The organism is Streptomyces sp. NPDC002276 (assembly GCF_053891435.1).
On the sequence record NZ_JBSFCQ010000002.1, the window covers coordinates 256,071 to 276,890 of the forward strand.

18 protein-coding genes are annotated in these 20,820 nt (G+C 69.5%); 12 read left to right on the top strand and 6 right to left on the bottom strand.

Going from position 1 to position 20,820, the window contains the following annotated elements; all coding sequences use genetic code 11:
- Positions 1-32: 32 nt before the first annotated feature.
- Together ACWIHT_RS06285 and ACWIHT_RS06290 are read right to left on the bottom strand one after the other, a co-directional pair.
- Positions 33-1,370 carry an alpha-2,8-polysialyltransferase family protein gene (locus ACWIHT_RS06285; RefSeq protein WP_456164982.1) on the bottom strand — a complete coding sequence of 446 codons (1,338 nt, stop codon included), beginning with the start codon at positions 1,368-1,370 and terminating at the stop codon, positions 33-35.
- Positions 1,367-2,344 carry a glycosyltransferase family 2 protein gene (locus tag ACWIHT_RS06290; protein ID WP_399115007.1) on the bottom strand — a complete coding sequence of 326 codons (978 nt, stop codon included), beginning with the start codon at positions 2,342-2,344 and terminating at the stop codon, positions 1,367-1,369. The genes ACWIHT_RS06285 and ACWIHT_RS06290 overlap by 4 nt, the downstream gene beginning before the upstream one ends.
- A 198-nt stretch (positions 2,345-2,542) precedes the next feature.
- Here ACWIHT_RS06290 and ACWIHT_RS06295 point away from each other — a divergent pair, with 198 nt between their 5' ends.
- The 4 genes from ACWIHT_RS06295 (at position 2,543) to ACWIHT_RS06310 (ending at position 7,328) form a co-directional block, all read left to right on the top strand.
- Positions 2,543-3,853 (top strand): DUF6716 putative glycosyltransferase, encoded by a 1,311-nt coding sequence (locus tag ACWIHT_RS06295; protein WP_456164984.1) that lies wholly within the window; start codon positions 2,543-2,545, stop codon positions 3,851-3,853.
- Positions 3,854-3,915: 62 nt separating this feature from the next.
- Complete coding sequence (locus ACWIHT_RS06300; RefSeq protein WP_456164986.1) at positions 3,916-5,217, top strand: cytidylyltransferase domain-containing protein; 1,302 nt, start codon at positions 3,916-3,918, stop codon at positions 5,215-5,217.
- Between the two features lie 14 nt (positions 5,218-5,231).
- Positions 5,232-6,170, top strand: coding sequence for an N-acetylneuraminate synthase family protein (locus ACWIHT_RS06305; RefSeq protein WP_200712809.1), 939 nt, complete (start codon positions 5,232-5,234; stop codon positions 6,168-6,170).
- A 60-nt stretch (positions 6,171-6,230) separates the two neighbouring features.
- The gene (locus ACWIHT_RS06310) at positions 6,231-7,328 is read left to right on the top strand and encodes a hypothetical protein (RefSeq protein WP_456164988.1); all 1,098 of its coding nucleotides are present in this window, start codon (positions 6,231-6,233) and stop codon (positions 7,326-7,328) included.
- Positions 7,329-7,357: 29 nt separating this feature from the next.
- Here ACWIHT_RS06310 and ACWIHT_RS06315 read toward each other — a convergent pair whose 3' ends face one another.
- A complete protein-coding gene (locus tag ACWIHT_RS06315; RefSeq protein ID WP_456164990.1) occupies positions 7,358-8,311 on the bottom strand; it encodes a hypothetical protein in 954 nt (317 codons plus the stop codon).
- A 116-nt stretch (positions 8,312-8,427) separates the two neighbouring features.
- On the bottom strand, positions 8,428-9,099 hold the full coding sequence (locus ACWIHT_RS06320; RefSeq protein WP_456164992.1) for a class I SAM-dependent methyltransferase: 672 nt from the start codon (positions 9,097-9,099) through the stop codon (positions 8,428-8,430).
- A gap of 250 nt (positions 9,100-9,349) precedes the next feature.
- On the opposite strand from ACWIHT_RS06320, the gene ACWIHT_RS06325 reads away from it, so the two are divergent.
- The 8 genes from ACWIHT_RS06325 (at position 9,350) to ACWIHT_RS06360 (ending at position 19,345) form a co-directional block, all read left to right on the top strand.
- A complete protein-coding gene (locus ACWIHT_RS06325) occupies positions 9,350-10,588 on the top strand; it encodes an amidohydrolase (protein WP_456164994.1) in 1,239 nt (412 codons plus the stop codon).
- A gap of 277 nt (positions 10,589-10,865) precedes the next feature.
- The gene (locus ACWIHT_RS06330) at positions 10,866-11,912 is read left to right on the top strand and encodes a BMP family lipoprotein (RefSeq protein ID WP_456165982.1); all 1,047 of its coding nucleotides are present in this window, start codon (positions 10,866-10,868) and stop codon (positions 11,910-11,912) included.
- Positions 11,913-12,163: 251 nt separating this feature from the next.
- A complete protein-coding gene (locus ACWIHT_RS06335) occupies positions 12,164-13,222 on the top strand; it encodes a BMP family lipoprotein (protein ID WP_456164996.1) in 1,059 nt (352 codons plus the stop codon).
- A gap of 224 nt (positions 13,223-13,446) precedes the next feature.
- Positions 13,447-15,180, top strand: coding sequence for an ABC transporter ATP-binding protein (locus ACWIHT_RS06340; RefSeq protein ID WP_456165984.1), 1,734 nt, complete (start codon positions 13,447-13,449; stop codon positions 15,178-15,180).
- Positions 15,177-16,304, top strand: a complete 1,128-nt coding sequence (locus ACWIHT_RS06345; protein WP_200712804.1) for an ABC transporter permease — start codon at positions 15,177-15,179, stop codon at positions 16,302-16,304. The genes ACWIHT_RS06340 and ACWIHT_RS06345 overlap by 4 nt, the downstream gene beginning before the upstream one ends.
- Positions 16,301-17,563 (top strand): ABC transporter permease, encoded by a 1,263-nt coding sequence (locus ACWIHT_RS06350; RefSeq protein ID WP_456164999.1) that lies wholly within the window; start codon positions 16,301-16,303, stop codon positions 17,561-17,563. Before ACWIHT_RS06345 ends, ACWIHT_RS06350 begins: the two co-directional genes overlap by 4 nt.
- Positions 17,560-17,970, top strand: coding sequence for a cytidine deaminase (locus ACWIHT_RS06355; RefSeq protein ID WP_456165000.1), 411 nt, complete (start codon positions 17,560-17,562; stop codon positions 17,968-17,970). The genes ACWIHT_RS06350 and ACWIHT_RS06355 overlap by 4 nt, the downstream gene beginning before the upstream one ends.
- Before the next feature lie 97 nt (positions 17,971-18,067).
- Complete coding sequence (locus tag ACWIHT_RS06360; RefSeq protein WP_456165986.1) at positions 18,068-19,345, top strand: thymidine phosphorylase; 1,278 nt, start codon at positions 18,068-18,070, stop codon at positions 19,343-19,345.
- A 48-nt stretch (positions 19,346-19,393) separates the two neighbouring features.
- Here ACWIHT_RS06360 and ACWIHT_RS06365 read toward each other — a convergent pair whose 3' ends face one another.
- Together ACWIHT_RS06365 and ACWIHT_RS06370 are read right to left on the bottom strand one after the other, a co-directional pair.
- Positions 19,394-19,954 (bottom strand): TetR/AcrR family transcriptional regulator, encoded by a 561-nt coding sequence (locus ACWIHT_RS06365; RefSeq protein WP_456165001.1) that lies wholly within the window; start codon positions 19,952-19,954, stop codon positions 19,394-19,396.
- Positions 19,951-20,748, bottom strand: coding sequence for an alpha/beta fold hydrolase (locus ACWIHT_RS06370; RefSeq protein ID WP_456165003.1), 798 nt, complete (start codon positions 20,746-20,748; stop codon positions 19,951-19,953). Before ACWIHT_RS06370 ends, ACWIHT_RS06365 begins: the two co-directional genes overlap by 4 nt.
- Between the last annotated feature and the right edge of the window lie 72 nt (positions 20,749-20,820).

Sequence of the window (20,820 nt, forward strand, 5' to 3'; positions counted from 1 at the left end):
AGCCGGCCCGCCGGTGTGTCGTACGCCCCGCGTCAGCGGCTCACGCCCCGCTTCAGCAGCCGGGCCCGCCGGGCCACCCGGCGCACGGTCGCGTTGCGCGGGATGAACGCGAGCTGCGCCGGTACCGCGCCGGGCAGTGCCAGCGAGGTGAGGCGCTTGCGCTTGAAGTAGCGCCAGCTGTGCGCGTTGAGCCGCCGGGTCAGATAGGCCTCGGCGGCCGGACGCAGGTTCGGGTAGATCTTCGGCTGCATCGCGTAACCGACGGCCCGCACCAGCTCGTTGAGCACCGCCACGGCCATGCCCTCGCGCTGCTCGGTGACCGCCGCCCGGTCGGTCAGCTCGGGCACCAGCGCGTCGACGATCGTCACCGGCACCCGGTTGCTGTTCTCGTACGGCGTCAGCCGGTCCAGCAGCGTCGACGTGCCGATGCGGGCGACCGGCAGGCCGTAGAGCGCGCTCGCGGTGAGCAGCGCGGTGGAGAAGCAGCCGACGACCAGGGCCGGTCGCAGCCGCTGGTAGAGGACCTCGGCGAGGACCGGGGTGTCGAGGACCGTGAGGTCGGCGCCGAGCTTCTCCGCCTCCTGCTCCAGCGCGCGCGACCAGCGGGCCGGTGCCGAGGGGTGCGGCTTGAACACCACACGCGTGTGGCCGAGTTGGACCACGCCCTTGAGCATCCGGACGTGCAGGTCCTCTTCTTCTTCGGCGGTGAGGATGTCGAGCGCGGAGAGGTACTGGCCGAGCAGCAGGGCGGGTTCGTCCGGGAGCGGCGGCAACTCGTCGGCGGTGTCGCCGAGTTCGGCCAGCACCTTGACGAAGGCGTCGGTCGGGACGATCTCCGGCTCGACGCCGAACTCGGTGAGCAGCAGCGGGGTGAGGCCCGGGACCAGGTCCAGGTGGAGCAGCCGGTCCACCCGGGTGCCGACCAGCGGGTCGATCTTGTTGCGGGTCGGGCCGTAGCTCATCAGGCCGTCGGCGTAGACGGTGACGGGGGCGCCGGTGAAGATCTGGCAGACCCCGAGCGCCGGGTTGACCTGGATCGACTCGACGACCAGTTCCACCTCGTCGTCGCCGAGGTTCCACAGGAGCCGCAGATGCCGCTCCCACAGCGGGACGTCGTCGAGCCGGGGGGCCCAACCGCCGGGGTGGAAGGGGGAGATGGTCTCGTTCCACGACAGCACGTCGTCGAAGCGCTCGCGCAGCTGCTCGAAACCGGGGGCCTCGTCGAAGCCGGGGGTGGTCTCGGGGGTCGCCGCGTTGTTGCAGACCAGGAGGATGCGCCGGTCGGCGGGGCGGAAGCAGTCGGAGTCGAGGGCGGCGGCCAGGGTGGCGTTGCCGTACAGGGTCGATGCCAGGAAGATCTGGGTCCTCACGCGGCGGCCCCCGCGGCGGCGGGACGGCGGCGCAGTCGGCGCAGCCTCGTCGCGCGCTGGATGTCCATGGAGTCGAGCGCCTCGTCCACCACGTCCTGTGGCATGCGTCGCAGGGCGACGGCGCTCATCGACTTGAGTTTTCTCGCCACCGCCGGCTCGAACCTTTCGATGGATCCCAGATGATGGGAAATGATTGCGCAATATGTACGGACGGCCTTGGGGAGCAGTTTGTCCGCGTCCCGGTCCTGTGCGGTTTCCTCGATGACCTGGTCGAACGCGCGAATGAAATCGAGCTGACGGACATCCCCGATCTGGGTCAGGGAGGAGGCGACCCCGCGCCGGTAGAAGACGCCGAGCAGGCTCACCGCGGCGAACGACTCCGCCTCCCGGTGCAGCTTCCAGATCCACGGCCGGTCCTCGGCCGTGCGCAGCCCGTCGGTGAAGTGGAGCAGTCCGCGGTCGACCAGCCGGCGGTGGTAGATGCCCGCCCAGGCGTAGGCGTAGTCGACGGAGGTGGACCGGTCGGCGGGCAGGATCGCCTCGCGCGGATTCATCACGACCCCGCGTCTGCCGTGCGGCATCCGCTGGATGGTGCGGGCCCGCGCGGTGCACTGGACATGGTCCGTGCGCACGAAGTCGCAGCCCAACTCCTCGATGGCGTCCACCAGTTGGGGGAAGTATCCGGGGGCGAGCCAGTCGTCGCCGTCGAGGAACGTCAGATACTCCCCCCGGGCCTTGTCGATCCCGGTGTTGCGCGCGGTCGCCAGTCCTCCGTTCTTCTCGTGTCTGACATGCACCGCGCCTGGCAACTCGCGCTCCGCGCGCGCGAGAATGTCGGGTGTCCCGTCGCGGGAGCAGTCGTCGACGAGAATGAATTCGAAGTCCGCGCGCGCGTTCGCCCGCAGGCTCCTGAGGGTGTCGGGCGCGTATTGCTGCACGTTGTAGAACGGCACGATGACGGAGAGCTTGACCACGGGAGTGACGTTAGGCGGCGGCCCGGCATCCGTCTTTACTGTCACCTTGATTTTGGGTGAACGACACGTGGCGAACCTGTGTACCGGGTTTTTTTGAGGCCCGTTCCTGTGCCGGTTCGCTATTCGGCGTTGTGCTGTTAACCGTTTGTTGCCCTCAGGTTGGGCCGAGCAACGGAATGGCTTCCTAGCGTCTTCGGTGTGCCAGCAAGTGCAACGCAGACCCTGCGAGTCGCCGTCCTCGCGGATTCCGACACCCGGTGGAAATGGGGTTCGCTCACCGCGAACCGCATCGCTCCACCGAATTCGGACATCTCTTTGGACGGGTACCTCCTGCGGGGTCGTGCCACCCCAACAGCCCGCCAGCTGAAGGAAGTCGGCGTCACCGCGGACTCCCTCCGCGAAGTGACCGCCGTCGAGTTCCTGCGCGCCATGGAGCAGGAGTCCTACGACATCCTCGTCCTCTCCCTCGTGGGCGGCGGGGTCCAGGCGATGCTGCACGGTCTGGCACGGGCCTGGCACGGACGCGCCGAGCGGCCCGTCGTCGTCACCGGCTATGTCGGAGTCGTCTACGAGAAGCTCGCGGACGGCCTGCTGCTGCGGCACGGCGCGGACCTCGTCCTCGCCAACTCCCGCCAGGACGCGGACCGTTTCCGCGAGGTCTACGACGGGGTCGGCGCCGACTCCTCCGCGGTCACCGAAGTGGCCCTGCCGTTCCTCGGCGGAGACACCTACACCGGCGAACACGACCCCTACACCGTCGTGTTCGCGGTGCAGCCCTCGGTGCCCGACAACCGCCGGGACCGCGACTACCTGCTCAACCGGGCCATCCAGCACGCCCGTTTCCACCCGAACCGCGAGGTCCTCCTCAAGCTGCGCTCCAAGCCCGGCGAACACACCACGCACATCGAGGAGTTGCCCTACCAGAAGCTGGTCCAGGGCAAGGACCTGCCCGCCAACTTCAGCCTCGTGTACGGGCACATGGGCGAGGTGCTCGACCGCACCGACCTCCTGGTGACCATCAGCTCGACGGCCGCCCTGGAGTCCCTGCACCGCCGTATCCCCACCGTCGTGCTGACCGACCTCGGCATCCGCGAGGGCCTCGGCAACCACCACTTCGTCGGCTCCGGATGCCTCGCCTCCTGGGAGCAGCTCGACGCCGGGTACAAGCCGGTGCCGGACGCGGAGTGGGTGGCCCGGCAGGGCGTCCTGGCCGACGGATCGTACGACACGGCCTTCGACGCGGCCCGGGAGCGCATCGCCAAGCTGCTGGCGGGCGGCGACATGCCCGCCCTGAAGCCCTACTACACACCCGAGACAGCCCCCGGCTATCTGCCCGGCATCCTCGCCCGCCACCACCTCGGCCCCGACGGCACCCCGCTGCCCGGCGCCCCGGCCGCCGACAAGACGCCCGGGCCCGTCCGGCAGATCGTCCGCCGGGCCGCGCGCGGCGCCTACCGCCACGGCGTGCAGCGCGTGGCGCCCGTCATCCGCCGGATGGGGGAGCTGTGAACGTCCGAGCCGCGAACGCCACAGCCGCGCACACCAAGACTTCCGCTCAAGGAGTAGAGCCCATGTCCAACTCGCAGGCAGGCCAAGGCGCTTCGGTGCGCCGGGTGCTCGCGGTGATCCCCGCACGCGGCGGCTCCAAGGGCGTCCCCGCCAAGAACCTCGCGCCCGTCGGCGGAGTCCCGCTGGTGGCCCGCGCGGTGCGTGAGTGCCGCGCCAGCCGACTGGTCACGGACGTCGTGGTCTCCACGGACGACCAGGCCATCGCCGCCGCCGCCCGCCAGGCCGGCGCCGAGGTCGTGCTGCGCCCCGCCGCCATCGCCGGCGACACCGCGACCTCCGAGGCCGCCGTCCTGCACGCCATGGACGCCCACGAGGCCCTGCACGGCGCGGCCGTCGACGTGGTCCTGCTCGTGCAGTGCACCAGCCCCTTCATCGTCCGCGAGGACGTCGACGGCATCGTCAACGCGATCGTCGCGAACGGCGCCGACACCGCGCACACCGTCGCCCCCTTCCACGGCTTCGTGTGGCGCGACGCCGACGACGAGGCCACGACGGTCGTCGAGCCGACCGCCACCGGCCAGGTCGGCGGCGCCACCAAGGTCACCAACCCCCCTGTCACCAGCGGCGGTTACGGCGTCAACCACGACAAGTCCTTCCGCCCGCGCCGCCAGGACCGCCCCCAGGACTTCCTGGAGACCGGCGCGGTCTACGGCATGGACGCGGCCGGCTTCCGCAAGGTCGGCCACCGCTTCTTCGGCCGCACCGAACTCGTCCGGACCGACCCCGCCCGGGTGTTGGAGATCGACGACCCCCACGAGCTGGCGCGGGCAAGGGCGTTGGCCCCGCTGTTCGACGCGGACCGCCCCGGTTCGCTCCCGACCGCCGACGACATCGACGCGGTCGTACTCGACTTCGACGGCACCCAGACCGACGACAGGGTGCTGATCGATTCCGACGGACGGGAGTTCGTCTCCGTGCACCGCGGCGACGGCCTCGGCATCGCGGCCCTCCGCAAGAGCGGCCTGAAGATGCTCATCCTGTCCTCGGAGCAGAACCCGGTCGTCGCCGCGCGGGCCCGGAAGCTCCAGCTCCCGGTCCTGCACGGCATCGACCGGAAGGACCTCGCACTGAAGCAGTGGTGCGAGGAGCAGGGCATCGCGCCGGAGCGCGTGCTCTACGTCGGCAACGACGTCAACGACCTCCCGTGCTTCGCCCTCGTGGGCTGGCCCGTGGCGGTCGCGAGCGCCCACGACGTCGTACGCGGCGCCGCACGCGCGGTCACCACCGTGCCCGGTGGCGACGGCGCTGTCCGAGAGATCGCCAGCTGGATCCTCGGCCCCTCTCTCGATTCCCTCACCAAGTAAGGAAACCCGCTGTCATGAGCAACAACTCCCGTCTGCGCCAGTTCGGTTCGAAGACCGCAGGCCCCGGCCACCCCGTCTACGTGGTCGGCGAGATCGGCATCAACCACAACGGCGAGCTGGAGAACGCGTTCAAGCTGATCGACGCCGCCGCCGAAGCCGGCTGCGACGCCGTCAAGTTCCAGAAGCGCACCCCGGAGATCTGCACCCCGCGCGACCAGTGGGACATCGAGCGCGACACCCCCTGGGGCCGCATGACCTACATCGACTACCGCCACCGCGTGGAGTTCGGTGAGGACGAGTACCGCCAGATCGACGAGTACGCCAAGTCGAAGAACATCGACTGGTTCGCCTCCCCGTGGGACACCGAGGCCGTCGCCTTCCTGGAGAAGTTCGACGTCCCGGCCCACAAGGTCGCCTCCGCGTCCCTCACGGACGACGAGCTGCTGCGCTCGCTCCGCGCGACCGGCCGTACGGTCATCCTCTCCACCGGCATGTCGACGCCGAAGCAGATCCGCCACGCGGTCGAGGTCCTCGGCTCGGACAACATCCTGATGTGCCACGCCACTTCGACCTACCCCGCGCAGGCCGAGGAGCTCAACCTCCGCGTCATCAACACCCTCCAGGCCGAGTACCCGAACGTGCCGATCGGCTACTCCGGCCACGAGACGGGCCTCCAGACCACCCTCGCCGCGGTCGCGCTCGGCGCCACCTTCGTCGAGCGTCACATCACCCTCGACCGCGCCATGTGGGGCTCGGACCAGGCCGCTTCCGTCGAGCCGCAGGGCCTGACCCGCCTCGTCCGCGACATCCGCACCATCGAGGCCTCCCTCGGCGACGGCGTCAAGAAGGTCTACGAGTCGGAGCTGGGCCCGATGAAGAAGCTGCGCCGCGTCACCGGCGTGGTCGCCGAGGCGGAGATCGCCGCGGCCGCGGGCGAGCCGGTCTCGGTCTGAGTCTGAGCCATTAAGAGCCAGCGCCAGCGTCACTTACGGTCACGGGACGGTCGTACGACAATGAGCCCCCACGCCGGCAAAGCCGGCCTCACCCCCCACACTCTCGCGTTCGTGGAGAGTCCGGTACAGCTGCTGAACGTGCTGGAGTGGGCGCACTTGCGTGCGCCCCGAACCGAGGAGGCGTCCGGCGTGCCCGGCGGGGGGCTCACCCTCGTGGTGCTGTCACCGACCGACCCGATGACCCGCGGCCAGCTGCGCCGCATGGCGGACCTCGCCCGCGACGAGGGCCACACCGTGCGCTGGGAGGAGGCCCGGGGCGGACCCGCGGCCCCCTTCCAGACCATCGGCGGCCTGGCCCGGCTCCTCCGCAAGGCGGACCGGATCGTCATGGGCGACCCGTTCTCGCGCTACGTACAACTCCTGCTCACCATCACCAGGGCACGCGACCTGGTGGTGGTCGACGACGGCACGGCCACGATGGAGTTCGTGGCCCAACTCGCCAGCGGCGAACGCCTGGTCCGCTGGCACCGCAAGGGCGGCCGACCGGGCCCGCGCGACCTGATCTTCGCGCCGGTCTCCTCCTCGGCCCGCCGCCGCCTGACCCCCAGCCCCCGCCGCAAGGTGGAGATCTTCTCCTCGATGCCGATCGAGGAGACCCCGGAGGGCGTCACGATCACGGCGAACGAATTCGCCTGGACCCGCGCCACCTTCGGCCCACCCCGCATCACGAAGGGCGCCGACATGGTCGGCACGTCCCTCGTCGAAACGGGCGTGGTCGACGCCGACCGCTACGTCGAGGCGGTCACCGCCCTCGCCAAGACCCACGGCGCGACGCGGTACTTCGCCCATCGCCGCGAATCCACGGAAAAACTCCACCGGTTGGCGGTCGAAACGGGCCTGGAGATCGTCCGCCCGGATCTTCCACTGGAGTTGATCGCTCGGAGGGGGCCGATCGGCCGTACGATCCTGAGCTTCCCCTCGACGGTCGTCCACACGCTTCCCTTGGCCCTGGTGGGCACGGAGGTCCGCGTCGCGGTCTGCGACATCGACCCGGCCTGGCTGACGGAGAACGCCTCGCCTCGGGCACAGGGGTTCCTGTCGGGGGTCACGGGGACGGCGAAGGACGTGCATCGGCTGTCGGCGGTTACGGCGGCGTAGTGCCGTAGGGGAGGGGGAGGGGGAGGGGATCAGGCCGCCTCGGGCCCGGTCCCCTGAGTCTCCGTGTCCTCCGCGAACAGGTCCTCCGCCCGCTCGACCGTGCGGGAACGCTCCAACCAGGTGTCCATGCGGTCGAGGTCCGTGCAGGAGGTGATGCGCTCGCGCACGCTGTCCGGTACGGGGATGTCGCGGACCTCCAGCACGGACAGAATGCCCTTGGCCTCGCCGGCAGCCCTGCCCTCTGCCCTGCCTGCGGCTTCGCCCTCGGCCTTGCCTTCCAGGTAGATGGTCTCTCGGACGGTTCCCCGACCGGGGAAGTAGATGACGACCGGCATGATTTCCTTCCATTTCTTTCCGGCTGGAGTGTTACCCAGGTTGAGTTCCAGGAACTCGGCGAAGTACCCGGCCGTCTCCGGGTCTGTCTCCTGGAGTTCCTGGAGGACGGAGGCGATCGCTTCCAGTATGGCGGCGCACTCCGGATTGCGGGCGTGGGCAACGGCGGTGAGCACGGCCAGCGCGAGCTTGTTCGACACGGTCCTGGCGTCGCTGAACACCGGGAGGTTGTCCGGCCCGGCGACGAGCGGATAGATCCGCAGAGCCGTCCATTCGCTCGTGCCACAATCGAAGGGACCGACCGCCCACTTGGCCGTGGCCCGGTCCTGGCAGACCACGAGAAGCAGCACGGGCAGGCGGTACTTGGCCTGGAGGTAGGCGATGTAGTACGCCCAACTCGCCGCTTTCGCCTCCTTCTTGTCCGACTGCGCCTCGATGGCGAGCAGGAAGTCCTCACCGTCGGACTGGCCGATGCGCAGGACTGTGTCCACGCGCCGTTCCAGCGGCCGGGTCTCCGTCACGTCCGTGGTGACGGCGTCCACGGTCGCCTTGGCGGATAACGGAACCTCCAGAACCTTGAACACCGGCGCCAGGATCTCGGGCCGCTCCTGGAAGATCCGGTGCATGCCCTCGTGGGTTGATGTGACCATGTGGGCAACCTAGGTTGATCAAGAGGCGCGGTGTCCGGGCGATCGGGATGCGTTCACCCTTTCGAGTTGCGCGGAAACGTTCACGCCGCCGTAGCGGAAGTCGGTCGGCCCGCCGTCTACTCCGCTCGGTGAGCCACCGCGAAAGCCCGCCCCAACCTCTGCGCCCCCCGCGGCTCCACCCGCACCTGCGCGTCCAGCGTCAGGCCCGCCCCGGTGAGGAAGCCAGCGACCTCCGTCGGCGTGCGGAAGTAGTAGTCGAGGGAGATGTCCAGGCCGTAGCGCTCCGTCATGTGGATGTGTTCGCCCTCCGAGGCCTGGAAGGCGAGGAGTACGTGGCCGCCGGGGCGTAGGGCGCGGTGGAACTCCTTGAAGACGCCGGGGAGTTGGGGGTCCGGGATGTGGATCGTGGAGTAGAGGGCGATGATGCCGCCCAGTGTCGCGTCGGGTACGTCCAGGGACGTCATCGAGCCGACCTCGAACCGGAGTCGGGGATGGGCCTCGCGGGCCAGTGCCACCATGTGCGGGGAGATGTCGATGCCGAAGGCCGGGACGCCGAGGGCGTTCAGGCGGGCTGTCACATAGCCGGGGCCGCTGCCGACGTCGGCCACCGGCGCCTCGCCCGTCGCCGTCCGGACCAACTCGGCGAAGGCGGTCAGCAGGCCGGTCTCGATCGGGCCGTCGCCCAGACCGTCGGGGTGTTCCGCGCTGTACGCGGGGGCGATCGCGTCGTAGGAGGAACGGGTGGCCTCTATGAAGTCCGCGGGTGCGTCCGCGTGCGAGTCGGTCACGTCGGCGGACCCTACCAAGGTCACACCGTGTAGCCGTAGCGTCGCGTGGCCGTGAGGATTCCGCGATACGGACGGTTCAAGCTGTGCTGTGGTGAAGCGTGGTATCCCAGAAGGAGCGGGAGCATACCCATCTCCGCGAGCGGCTATGCGGCCGACGGTCAGTTTTTCTTCGACTAACGGGTTGAACTTTTGTTGATCGAGGGTCAGTTGACCACCCGGGCGCCCTACCCTTCAGAGGGTGAAGCAATTGATGTCACCAGAGTCCGAGGAATCCGAGGCAGGGTCCGAGGCCGAATCCGTCGGGAATGTGCTTCCGGGCACCCTGCCGGAGGCCCTGCGGGCCGAACTCGTCGCGTTCCGCCGGGACTTGCACATGCATCCCGAGCTGGGCAATCAGGAGTTCCGGACCACCGCCGCGATCAAGGCCCGGCTGGAGCGGGCCGGTCTCGCACCGCGTGTGCTCGCCACCGGGACCGGCCTCGTCTGTGACATCGGGCCGCGCGACACCGGCGTACCCATGCTCGCGCTGCGCGCCGACATCGACGCCCTGCCCATCCCGGACACGAAGCGTGACTGCGCGTACCGCTCCACCGTGCCCGACCGCGCCCACGCGTGCGGCCACGACGTGCACACGACCGTGGTGCTCGGTGCCGGTCTGGTCCTTGCCCGGCTGCACGAGCAGGGGCTGCTGCCCCGGCCGGTGCGGCTGCTCTTCCAGCCCGCCGAGGAGGTCCTCCCCGGCGGTGCCGCCGACGCCATCGAGTGCGGGGTGCTGGAGGGGGTCGGGCGGATCATCGCCGTGCACTGCGACCCCAAGGTGGACAGCGGGAAGATCGGGTTGCGGGTGGGGCCCATCACCTCCGCATGCGATCGGCTGGAGGTCTCCCTCGACGGGCCCGGTGGGCACACCGCCCGGCCGCACCTCACCACCGACCTCGTCACCGCCGCCGCCCGGGTCGCCATCGACGTGCCCGCGCTCGTCGCCCGTCGGATGGACGCGCGGAGTGGCGTGTCCGTGACCTGGGGGCGGATCGAGTCCGGCCACGCCCCCAACGTCATTCCGCAGCACGCCGAGCTGTCCGGCACCGTACGGTGTCTCGATCTCGACGCCTGGCGGCAGGCGCCCGACATCGTGCACGCGGCGATCGACGAGGTCGCCGGGCTGCACCGGGCCAAGAGCGTGATCGAGTACGTGCGCGGGGTGCCGCCCGTGGTCAATGACGCGGTCGTGACCGAGTTGCTGCGGGATGCCATGGTCGCCCGGCGCGGTCCCCTCTCCGTCGAGGACACCGAGCAGAGCCTGGGCGGCGAGGACTTCTCCTGGTATCTGGAGCACGTGCCCGGCGCCATGGCCCGGCTGGGCGTGCGCACCCCGGGGGAGCGGACCGTACGGGACCTCCACCAGGGCGACTTCGACGCCGACGAGTCCGCGATCACGGCCGGCGTGGAGCTGTTCACCGCCGCCGCGCTGATCGACGCGGCTCTCTGAGCGCGCCGGGGGACGTAGAGGTGCCCGTTCGGTACCCCTACGTCCCCTTGTGTCACCCGGGTGTAACCACCGGCGCGTGAACGTAACGCGGCGGCGGCACGATCCGGTAACGGCAAGGAGAAACCCCGTTCCCCTCCTCGTCTACGCGCGTTACTGTGCGCGGAAATCGCCACAGAGGCGGGGTGTTGGGGAAGCGGTCCGGTGACGGTGCCGTGAGGACGAAGGAGTGCTTGCTGTGCGTCATACATCTCGGAGGACGAAGTTCTCCCAAGCCGCGGTGGCCGTCACGGTCATCGCCCTCGCCGCCACCGCCTGCGGCGGCTCCAGCAAGGATGCCAACAAGGCCAGCGACAGTTCGTCGTCCTCGTCCGGCAAGTACACCGGCAAGGGCATCGGCCTCGCCTACGACGTCGGCGGCAAGGGCGACCAGTCCTTCAACGACGCGGCCTACGCCGGTTTCCAGAAGGCCGAGAAGGAGTTCAACCTCACCGGCCGCGACATCGAGCCGCAGGACGGCGAGTCCGACGCGGACAAGGTGCAGCGCCTGGAGAGCCTCGCCACGGCCGGCTACAACCCGGTGATCGGCGTCGGCTTCGCCTACGCGCCCGCCGTCAAGGAGGCCGCCGCGAAGTTCCCGAACATCACGTTCGGCATCATCGACGACGAGCAGGACAAGGCCGCCAACGTGGCCGACCTCGTCTTCCACGAGGAGCAGTCCTCGTACCTGGCGGGCGTCGCCGCGGCCAAGGCGACCAAGAAGAACCACATCGGCTTCATCGGCGGCGTCGACGTGCCGCTGATCCACAAGTTCGAGGCCGGCTTCGACCAGGGTGCCAAGTCGGTCAACCCGAGCATCAAGATCGAGTCGCAGTACCTGACGCAGACCGCTGCCGAGGGCGGCTTCTCCAGCCCCGACAAGGGCAAGGACGCGGCCAGCGGCCAGATCGAGGCGGGCGCGGACGTCATCTACGCCGCCGCCGGTCTCTCCGGTCAGGGCGTCATCTCCGAGGCCTCCGCCAAGGGTGTGTGGGCCATCGGAGTGGACTCCGACCAGTACGAGCAGGCGGCGCTCGCCAAGTACAAGGACTCCATCCTCGGCTCGGCGCTGAAGAACGTCGGCGGCGCGGTCTACGACCTGGTGAAGTCCGTGTACGAGGGCAAGCCCAAGACCGGCGTGATCCGCTACGGCCTCGACAACGACGGCGTCGGCTTCTCCGACACCAACCCGAAGTACAAGGCCATGACCGCCGCCGTCGCCGCGGTGGACAAGGCCAAGCAGGACATCATCGACGGCAAGGTCACGGTCGCCACCACGACCAAGTGAGGGTGACACCGCCCTTCTGACGCCGACACCGGGGAGCCCCGGGACCGAAACGGTCCCGGGGCTCCCCGTGTTCTCCCTGTTCCCCGTCTCCGATTCTCCGTGTCCGCCGTCCGGGTGCTTGGCGTTTGGCAAAGGTTCAAAACGGTCGGATAACGCTCTGGCAAGTTGGGGTTCTCCACCATGTCTACGCGCGTTACTCTGCGACGGAACCAGCGCCTGGTTGGGGCGCTTGCACGAAGGAGTCTCGTTCCATGCGCCGGGTGTCCCGTATCGCCGTTGCAGGCGTTGCAACCGCAGCACTTGCCGTCACCGTCTCCGCCTGTGGCAGCTCGTCCAGCTCGTCCACCACCAGCAGTAGCAGCAGCGGCTCCTCCAAGGGTATTGGCCTCGCCTACGACGTCGGCGGTAAGGGCGACCAGTCCTTCAACGACGCCGCGTACGCGGGCTTCACCAAGGCCGAGAAGGACTTCGGCGTCGGCGGCCGGGACGTGGAGCCGCAGGACGGCGAGTCCGACGCGGACAAGGTGCAGCGCCTGGAGACGCTGGCCCGCTCCGGCTACAACCCGGTGATCGGCGTCGGCTTCGCCTACGCGCCCGCCGTCAAGGAAGCCGCCGCGAAGTTCCCCAAGATCAGCTTCGGCATCATCGACGACAACACCATCAAGGCCGACAACGTCGCCGACATGGTCTTCCACGAGGAGCAGTCCTCCTACCTGGCCGGCGTCACCGCCGCGCTCACCACGAAGACCAACACCGTCGGCTTCATCGGCGGCGTCGACGTCCCGCTGATCCACAAGTTCGAAGCGGGCTTCGCGCAGGGTGTCGCGGACACCAAGAAGGGCGTCAAGGTCAAGTCGCAGTACCTGACCCAGACCGCCGAGGAGGGCGGCTTCTCCAGCCCCGACAAGGGCGAGAGCGCGGCCGAGGGCCAGATCGAGGCCGGCGCGGACGTCGTCTACGCCGCCGCGGGCCTCTCCGGCCAGGGCGTCATCAAGGCCGCCGCCGCGCACAAGGTGTGGGCGATCGGCGTCGACTCCGACCAGTACAACCAGAAGGCGCTCGCCGCCTACAAGCCGTACATCCTCACCTCGGCGCTGAAGAACGTGCAGGGTGCGGTCTACGACCTCGCCAAGTCCGTCATCAAGGACAAGAAGCCGCTCAGCGGCGAGATCCGCGGCTCGCTGAGCAACGGCGGCGTCGGCCTGGCCGACTCCAACCCGACCTTCAAGAACAACGCCACCCTCCAGGCCGCCCTCAAGAAGGCCGAGGCCGGCATCAAGGACGGCTCGATCACGGTCAAGACCTCCTGAACCAGCGGTCGTAGGCCAGTCACGACCATGGCCAAAAGAGCGCTGTAATGGCAGCGTTACGGCCACGGAACGGGGTGTGGGGAGGATGGCTCGCCACGCCCCGTTCGCGCGGCAGAATGCTCGGAACTGATCGGATGGCAAACAGAGCCGGTCAGGTCCGGGCACTATTTAAAGCAGGGGCGCTACGCGCGTAGAGAGGCCCCTTTCCACGAGGAGAGTTCGCCATCGACGCGTCCAGCAGCCCTCCGCTCACCGCACAGTCGACCGCGGTCGAGCTGGCCGGGATCACCAAGCGTTTCCCCGGCGTCGTGGCCAACCACGACATCCACCTCACTGTCCGAAAAGGCACCGTGCACGCCCTCGTCGGCGAGAACGGCGCCGGCAAGTCGACCCTGATGAAGATCCTCTACGGCATGCAGAAGCCGGACGAGGGCACCATCGCCGTCGACGGCGAGCAGGTCACCTTCTCGTCGCCCGCCGACGCCATCGCCCGCGGCATCGGCATGGTCCACCAGCACTTCATGCTCGCCGACAACCTCACCGTCCTGGAGAACGTCGTCCTGGGCAGCGAGAAGCTCTACGGCATCGGCGGCGGCGCCCGCAAGAAGATCAAGGAGATCTCCGACCGCTACGGCCTGAGCGTCCGCCCGGACATCCTGGTCGAGAGCCTCGGTGTCGCCGAGCGCCAGCGCGTGGAGATCCTCAAGGTCCTCTACCGCGGCGCCCGCACCCTGATCCTGGACGAGCCCACCGCCGTCCTGGTCCCGCAGGAGGTCGACGCCCTCTTCAGCAACCTGCGCGAGCTGAAGTCCGAGGGCCTCGCCGTCATCTTCATCTCGCACAAGCTGGGCGAGGTGCTGTCGGTCGCCGACGAGATCACCGTCATCCGGCGCGGTACGACGGTCGGTACGGCCGTCCCCGCCGAGACGACCTCCCGCCAGCTCGCCGAGATGATGGTCGGCAGCGAACTCCCCACCCCCGAGACCGCCGAGTCGACCGTCACCGACCAGCCCGTCATCGCGGTCCGGAACCTCACCGTCTACGCGGGCGGCGGCGCCTCCCTCGGCGCCGAGTCCGAACCCACGGGCGGCGGACTCCTCGGCGACCTCGCCCCCGCGGAAGGCGCCGCGAAGCGCGTTCTGGACGACGTCACCTTCACCATCCATGCCGGTGAGGTCATGGGCATCGCCGGCGTCGAGGGCAACGGCCAGACCGAGCTGATCGACGCGCTGATCGGCCTGAAGAACGCCGACTCCGGCACCATCGGCTTCCTCGGCGACGACATCACCCCCTGGGCCACCCGCCGCCGCCGCGAACACGGCATCGGCTACATCCCCGAGGACCGCCACCGCCACGGCCTCCTCCTGGAAGCCCCGCTCTGGGAGAACCGCATCCTCGGCCACGTCACCGAGAAGCCCAACTCCTTTGGCCGTAGGGGCCTTTGGCTCGACATCAAGGGCGCCCAGGAGGACACGCGCCGGATCGTCGAGGAGTACGACGTCCGCACCCCCGGCATCGACGTCACCGCCGCCTCCCTCTCCGGTGGCAACCAGCAGAAGCTGATCGTCGGCCGCGAGATGAGCCACAAGCCGAAGTTCCTCATCGCCGCCCACCCCACGCGCGGTGTGGACGTCGGCGCGCAGGCCGCGATCTGGGACCAGATCCGCGCCGCCCGCCGCGAGGGCCTCGCCGTCCTGCTGATCTCCGCCGACCTCGACGAGCTGATCGGCCTGTCGGACACCCTGCGCGTGATCTACGACGGCAGGCTGGTCGCCGACGCCGACCCGGCCACCGTCACCCCCGAGGAACTCGGCTCGGCCATGACCGGCGCCGCGTCCGGTCACCTCGAACACGTCGAGGAAGAAGCAGACGGCGCGGAGAGCACCGTAGAGAACGGCGCGGACAGCACCGTAGAGAACACGGACGACACCGCCGCCCCGGAGGACGAGGCCCGATGAAGAAGTTCGACAAGGAGCGACTGCTCCTCGCCGTGGCCGGCCCGGTCATGGCGCTGGTCGCCGCGATCCTGCTGACCTCGGTCGTGCTGCTCGCCTCGGGCAAGAACCCGATCGAGCCGTACCACCTGATGCTCCAGCAGATCGGGTACTCCGACGTCCAGGTGCTGATCATCAACCAGGCGTCGATGTACTACATCGCCGCCCTGGCGGTCGCCCTCGGCTTCCGGATGAACCTGTTCAACATCGGCGTCGACGGCCAGTACCGGCTCGGCGCCGTGATGACCGCGGTCGTCGGCGCGCACGTCGGCCTGCCGGCCGTCCTCCAGGTGCCGCTGCTGCTCCTGGTCGCGATCCTCACCGGCGCCTTCTGGGCCGGAATCGCGGGCCTCCTCAAGGTCACCCGAGGGGTCAGCGAGGTCGTCGCCACGATCATGCTGAACGCCATCGCGACCAGCCTGATCCTCTACCTCACGCAGACCAACACGTGGGGCGTCCAGGTCGGCAACAACATGACCACCGGCATCATGAAGAAGTCCGGCTGGATCCCCGGCATCGACATGGGCGCGGACACCGGCGAGATCTACGGCCTGGTCTTCCTCGCCGTGATCATGGGCGTCCTGTACTGGCTCGTCCTCAACCGCACCCGCTTCGGCTTCGACCTGCGCGCCACCGGCGAGTCCGAGACCGCAGCCGCCGCCTCCGGTGTCGACGCCAAGCGCATGACGCTCACCGCGATGCTGATCTCCGGCGGTGTCGCCGGCCTCGCCGGTCTGCCGCTGCTGCTCGGCGACAGCCACACCTACAGCCTCACCTTCCCCGAGGGCCTCGGCTTCACCGCCATCGGCATCGCCCTCCTGGGCCGCAACAACCCCGGCGGCATCGCGCTCGCCGCCCTCCTGTGGGCCTTCCTCGACAAGGCGTCGCCCGCCCTCGACTACGCGACCCCGGTGGCGTACGAGAAGGAGATCGCGACGATCATGCAGGGCCTGATCGTGTTCGCGGTCGTCATCTCCTACGAGGTCGTCCGCACCTGGGGCCTGCGCCGCCAGCAGAGCCGTGTTGGCGCCGAACTCGCCGCCGCCGCCCGGAACAACTCCGAGAAGAAGGAGGTGGCGGCCCGATGAGTACCGCGACCATCGCCAAGCCGCAGGCGAAGCAGCCCGGCAAGGGCGGACGCCGATTCTCCCTCCCCGTGCTCCTGCTGATCATCGCGGGCGCGCTGATCCTCACCTCGATCGTCCGCCTCATCACCGGCGCGGACGGCATCACCTCTACCGGCCAGATGTCCACGGCCCTCAGGGCGGCCGTACCGATCGGGCTCGCCGGTCTCGGCGGTCTGTGGGCCGAGCGCGCGGGCGTCGTCAACATCGGCCTCGAAGGCATGATGATCCTCGGCACCTGGTTCGGCGCCTGGGCCGGATACCAGTGGGGCCCGTGGACCGGTGTCGTCTTCGGCATCCTCGGCGGCTGCCTCGGCGCCGTCCTGCACGCCGTCGCCACCGTGACGTTCAACGTCAACCACATCGTCTCCGGTGTCGCCATCAACATCCTGGCGCTCGGCGTCACCCGCTATCTGTCGAAGTTCACCTTCGCCGACACCTCCGAGGGCTCCGCCAAGCAGTCCCCACCCATCGACTCGCTCGGCAACTTCGACATCCCCGGCCTCTCCAGCTGGCTGGACACCCTCAACGGGAAACACTGGTTCCTGATCTCCGACATCGCCGGTCTCGTCGGCGGTCTGGTCACCAACCTGTCGCCGCTCACCGTCATCGCGGTCGCCCTCGTCCCCGCCACCTGGTGGGTCCTGTGGCGCACGGCCTTCGGTCTCCGGCTCCGCTCCTGCGGCGAGAACCCGGTGGCCGCCGAGTCCCTCGGCGTCAACGTCTACAAGTACAAGTACCTCGCCGTGATCATCTCCGGTGGCTTCGCCGGCCTCGGCGGCGCCTTCCTGTCGATCGTCGCCTCGAACGTCTACCTCGACGGCCAGACCGGCGGCCGGGGCTACATCGGCCTCGCCTCGATGATCTTCGGCAACTGGATGCCGGGCGGACTCGCCCTCGGCGCGGGCCTGTTCGGCTACACCGACAGCCTCAACCTGCGCGGCGGCGCCACCAACGTCCACGCGCTGATCCTGCTCCTCGGCTTCCTGCTGGTCGCAGGCGTCGGCTACCTCGTGTGGAAGAAGCGATACGTCCCGGCCGGCATCACCGCCGCCGTCGCGGCCCTGATGTTCGTCTGGTACGCCACCACCGACCAGGTCCCGACCCAACTGGTCGGAGCCAGCCCGTACATCGTCACCCTGCTGGTCCTCTCGCTCTCCGCACAGCATCTGCGGATGCCGAAGGCGGACGGCCTGCCGTACCGGAAGGGACAGGGCAAGTGACCTCGCCCGCCGCCGAGTTGGCCGTCGACTGGGACGAACTGCGCGCCGAGGCGCGGGAGGCGATGTCCCACGCCTACGCGCCGTACTCGGGCTACCCCGTCGGGGTCGCCGCCAGGGTCGACGACGGCCGCACGGTCTCCGGCTGCAACGTGGAGAACGCGTCGTACGGCCTCGGCCTGTGCGCGGAGTGCGGGCTCGTGTCCGACCTCCAGCGCACGGGCGGCGGCCGGTTGACGCACTTCACCTGCGTCGACGGCAAGGGCGACACCCTCGTCCCGTGCGGCCGCTGCCGCCAACTGCTGTACGAGTTCGGGGGCCCGGGTCTGCTGCTGGACACACCGGCCGGGATCCTCGCGCTCTCGGAGATGCTCCCGCAGGCCTTCGGGCCGGACCATCTCACCAGGTAACTCCCGTACGGCCCCGCTGAGTTGGCTCATCGCGCTCAGCGGGGCCGCACATTTTCAGAACGTTCGGAAGGAAAGCCAAGCCATGGCGCAAGTCTCGATGGACGCCATCTCCGTCATCCGCACCAAGCGGGACCGCGGTGAACTGAGCGACGAGCAGATCGACTGGGTCATCGACGCGTACACCCGCGGTGAGGTGGCCGACTACCAGATGGCCGCCCTCAACATGGCGATCCTCCTCAACGGCATGAACCGCCGCGAGATCGCCACCTGGACCGCCGCGATGATCGCCTCCGGCGAGCGCATGGACTTCTCGTCCCTCTCCCGCCCGACCGCCGACAAGCACTCCACGGGCGGCGTGGGCGACAAGATCACCCTCCCCCTGGCCCCCCTCGTGGCAGCCTGCGGCGCGGCCGTCCCGCAGCTCTCCGGCCGCGGCCTCGGCCACACCGGCGGCACCCTCGACAAGCTGGAGTCGATCCCCGGCTGGCGCGCGCTGCTCTCCAACGAGGAGATGCTGTCCGTCCTGGAGGGCACGGGCGCGGTGATCTGCGCGGCGGGCGACGGCCTGGCCCCGGCGGACAAGAAGCTGTACGCCCTGCGCGACGTGACGGGCACGGTGGAGGCAATCCCCCTGATCGCCTCCTCCATCATGTCGAAGAAGATCGCGGAGGGTACGGGTTCGCTCGTCCTGGACGTGAAGGTCGGCACGGGCGCGTTCATGAAGACGATCGAGGACGCGCGTGAACTGGCGTCCACGATGGTCGGGTTGGGCACCGACCACGGAGTGAAGACGGTCGCACTCCTGACGGACATGTCGACCCCCCTCGGCCTCACCGCCGGCAACGCCCTCGAAGTCCGGGAATCCGTCGAGGTGTTGGCGGGCGGCGGCCCCTCCGACGTCGTCGAACTCACCATCGCGCTGGCCCGCGAGATGCTCGACGCGGCCGGCATCAAGGACGCCGACCCGGCGAAGGCCCTGGCCGACGGTTCCGCGATGGACGTCTGGCGCCGGATGATCGCGGCCCAGGGCGGCGACCCGGACGCCGAGTTGCCGGTGGCCCGCGAGCGCCAGGTGGTGACGGCCCCGACGTCCGGTGTCCTCACCCGCCTCGACGCCTACGACATCGGCATCGCGGCGTGGCGCCTCGGCGCGGGGCGTGCGCGCAAGGAGGACCCGGTGCAGGCGGGCGCGGGAGTGGAGATGCACGCCAAGCCGGGCGACACGGTGACGGCGGGCCAGCCCCTGCTGACCCTGCACACCGACACTCCGGAGCGCTTCGCGTACGCGCTGGAGGCGGTCGAGGGCTCGTACGACATCGGCGCCGAGGGCACCACGTTCACGGCTTCGCCGGTGGTGCTGGAGCGCATCGCCTGATCTGAGAGTGAGGAAGGGGCCGGGCTCTCAAGTCCCGGCCCCTTCCGCCTACTTGGACCTCTGGAGGAACTGCTCCAGCGCCGCCCTGACCTCCGCCCGGTGGCCGCCCCCGTCCAGCTCAAGGATGGCGGCCTCGACCACGGCGCTGTTCCACATGGCCGCGCTGGGTTCCACGTGGGACCAGCCCATGGCGGTGAAATCGGGGCTGATCCGCTCGATGACCAGTTTGTTCCGGGCCGTGATCGCTCCGATGATCGCGGGGTCGACGCGGGCCTCCAGCAGCAGGGCCCGTACGCCGCGATGGCGCAGGCATTCGTCGAGGTAGGCGTTGGCGACGGCGAGGAGTCTATCCCGGCCCGGTGTCATTCCGGCGATGGTGCGTTCGATCTCCGCGAACACCCGGTCGTGGAACTCGGTGTGCAGCGCCAGCAGGAATTCCGAGCGGTCGCCGAAGTGGTGGAAGAAGGTGCCCTTGGCCACGCCCGCCTCGGCGACGACGAGGTTGACGCTCATGTCGGCGAGGCCCGTCCGCTCGGCCAGGGCCAGGCCCGTGGCGATGAGCTGCTTGCGGGTGGCCGCCGCGCGCTGCTGCCGTACGCCCGTGCTCATGACGTGCTCCCGGCGGTCGTGACGGATTCGAGGAAGGGCAGGACCAGGTCCAGGAAGCCCTCCGGATCGGAGGCGAAGGCCACATGCCCGGTCTCCAGGAGTCGTAGCTCCGAGCCGGGGATCGCGGCCTGCGTGCGGCGCGCGGCGGACAGCGGGAGGACGATGTCCCGCGCTCCCCAGGCCAGCAGCACGGGTACGCCGAGGCGGGACGCGTCGGCCCGCAGGTCGTAGGACGGGTCGGTGAAGCTGCGCCACAGCGCGGCCGAGACCGCGGCGCCGGTCCTGCTGCGGGCCCGGTCCTGGACCCGGCGGGTGAGGGCGTGGAGGTGGTCGCTGTCCGGTTTCATGTACCGGGGGACGAGCCGGGGGAACACGGCCCGGCTGACGGCCGGGATGCCGAGGAGGCGGGCCGCGAAGGGGACCTTGAGGAACCCGCCGGTGTTGACCAGGACGAGCGCGGCGGCCCGTTCCGGATGGTCCAGCGCGAGCCTGGCGGCTGCGTACCCGCCGACCGAGTTGCCGATGAACACGGCTGGTTCCAGGTCGAGTTGGGCTACGAGATCGGCTAGTACGTCGGCCAGCAGTGCTGCGGTCAGCGGCTCGCCCGGTGTTCCGGACCGGCCGTGGCTCGGCCAGTCGACGGCCAGTACGCGATGGCCTGCGGCTGCCAGTGGCCCGGCCACGGTGTCGTAGTCGGTGTGGTCGTGCAGGGTGGCGTGGAGCAGCACGACGGGCGGGCCGCTGCCCTGCTCGTCGTAGAACATCTGGCCCGCTCTGGTCTGTGCGTAAGGCATCGCGCGTCCCTCCCTCTCGTTGACCGGCCGGTCGGTCAACGAGAGGTCAGGCTAGCTCCGTGCCCGGGGGAG

Bases quoted from the DNA above. Each gene is read 5' to 3' on its own strand.
- ACWIHT_RS06300 (WP_456164986.1), top strand. From the start codon at position 3,916: ATGTCCAACTCGCAGGCAGGCCAAGGCGCTTCGGTGCGCCGGGTGCTC.
- ACWIHT_RS06305 (WP_200712809.1), top strand. From the start codon at position 5,232: ATGAGCAACAACTCCCGTCTGCGCCAGTTCGGTTCGAAGACCGCAGGC.
- ACWIHT_RS06310 (WP_456164988.1), top strand. From the start codon at position 6,231: ATGAGCCCCCACGCCGGCAAAGCCGGCCTCACCCCCCACACTCTCGCG.
- ACWIHT_RS06315 (WP_456164990.1), bottom strand. From the start codon at position 8,311: ATGGTCACATCAACCCACGAGGGCATGCACCGGATCTTCCAGGAGCGG.
- ACWIHT_RS06325 (WP_456164994.1), top strand. From the start codon at position 9,350: ATGTCACCAGAGTCCGAGGAATCCGAGGCAGGGTCCGAGGCCGAATCC.
- ACWIHT_RS06335 (WP_456164996.1), top strand. From the start codon at position 12,164: ATGCGCCGGGTGTCCCGTATCGCCGTTGCAGGCGTTGCAACCGCAGCA.
- ACWIHT_RS06345 (WP_200712804.1), top strand. From the start codon at position 15,177: ATGAAGAAGTTCGACAAGGAGCGACTGCTCCTCGCCGTGGCCGGCCCG.
- ACWIHT_RS06350 (WP_456164999.1), top strand. From the start codon at position 16,301: ATGAGTACCGCGACCATCGCCAAGCCGCAGGCGAAGCAGCCCGGCAAG.
- ACWIHT_RS06360 (WP_456165986.1), top strand. From the start codon at position 18,068: ATGGACGCCATCTCCGTCATCCGCACCAAGCGGGACCGCGGTGAACTG.
- ACWIHT_RS06365 (WP_456165001.1), bottom strand. From the start codon at position 19,954: ATGAGCACGGGCGTACGGCAGCAGCGCGCGGCGGCCACCCGCAAGCAG.
- ACWIHT_RS06370 (WP_456165003.1), bottom strand. From the start codon at position 20,748: ATGCCTTACGCACAGACCAGAGCGGGCCAGATGTTCTACGACGAGCAG.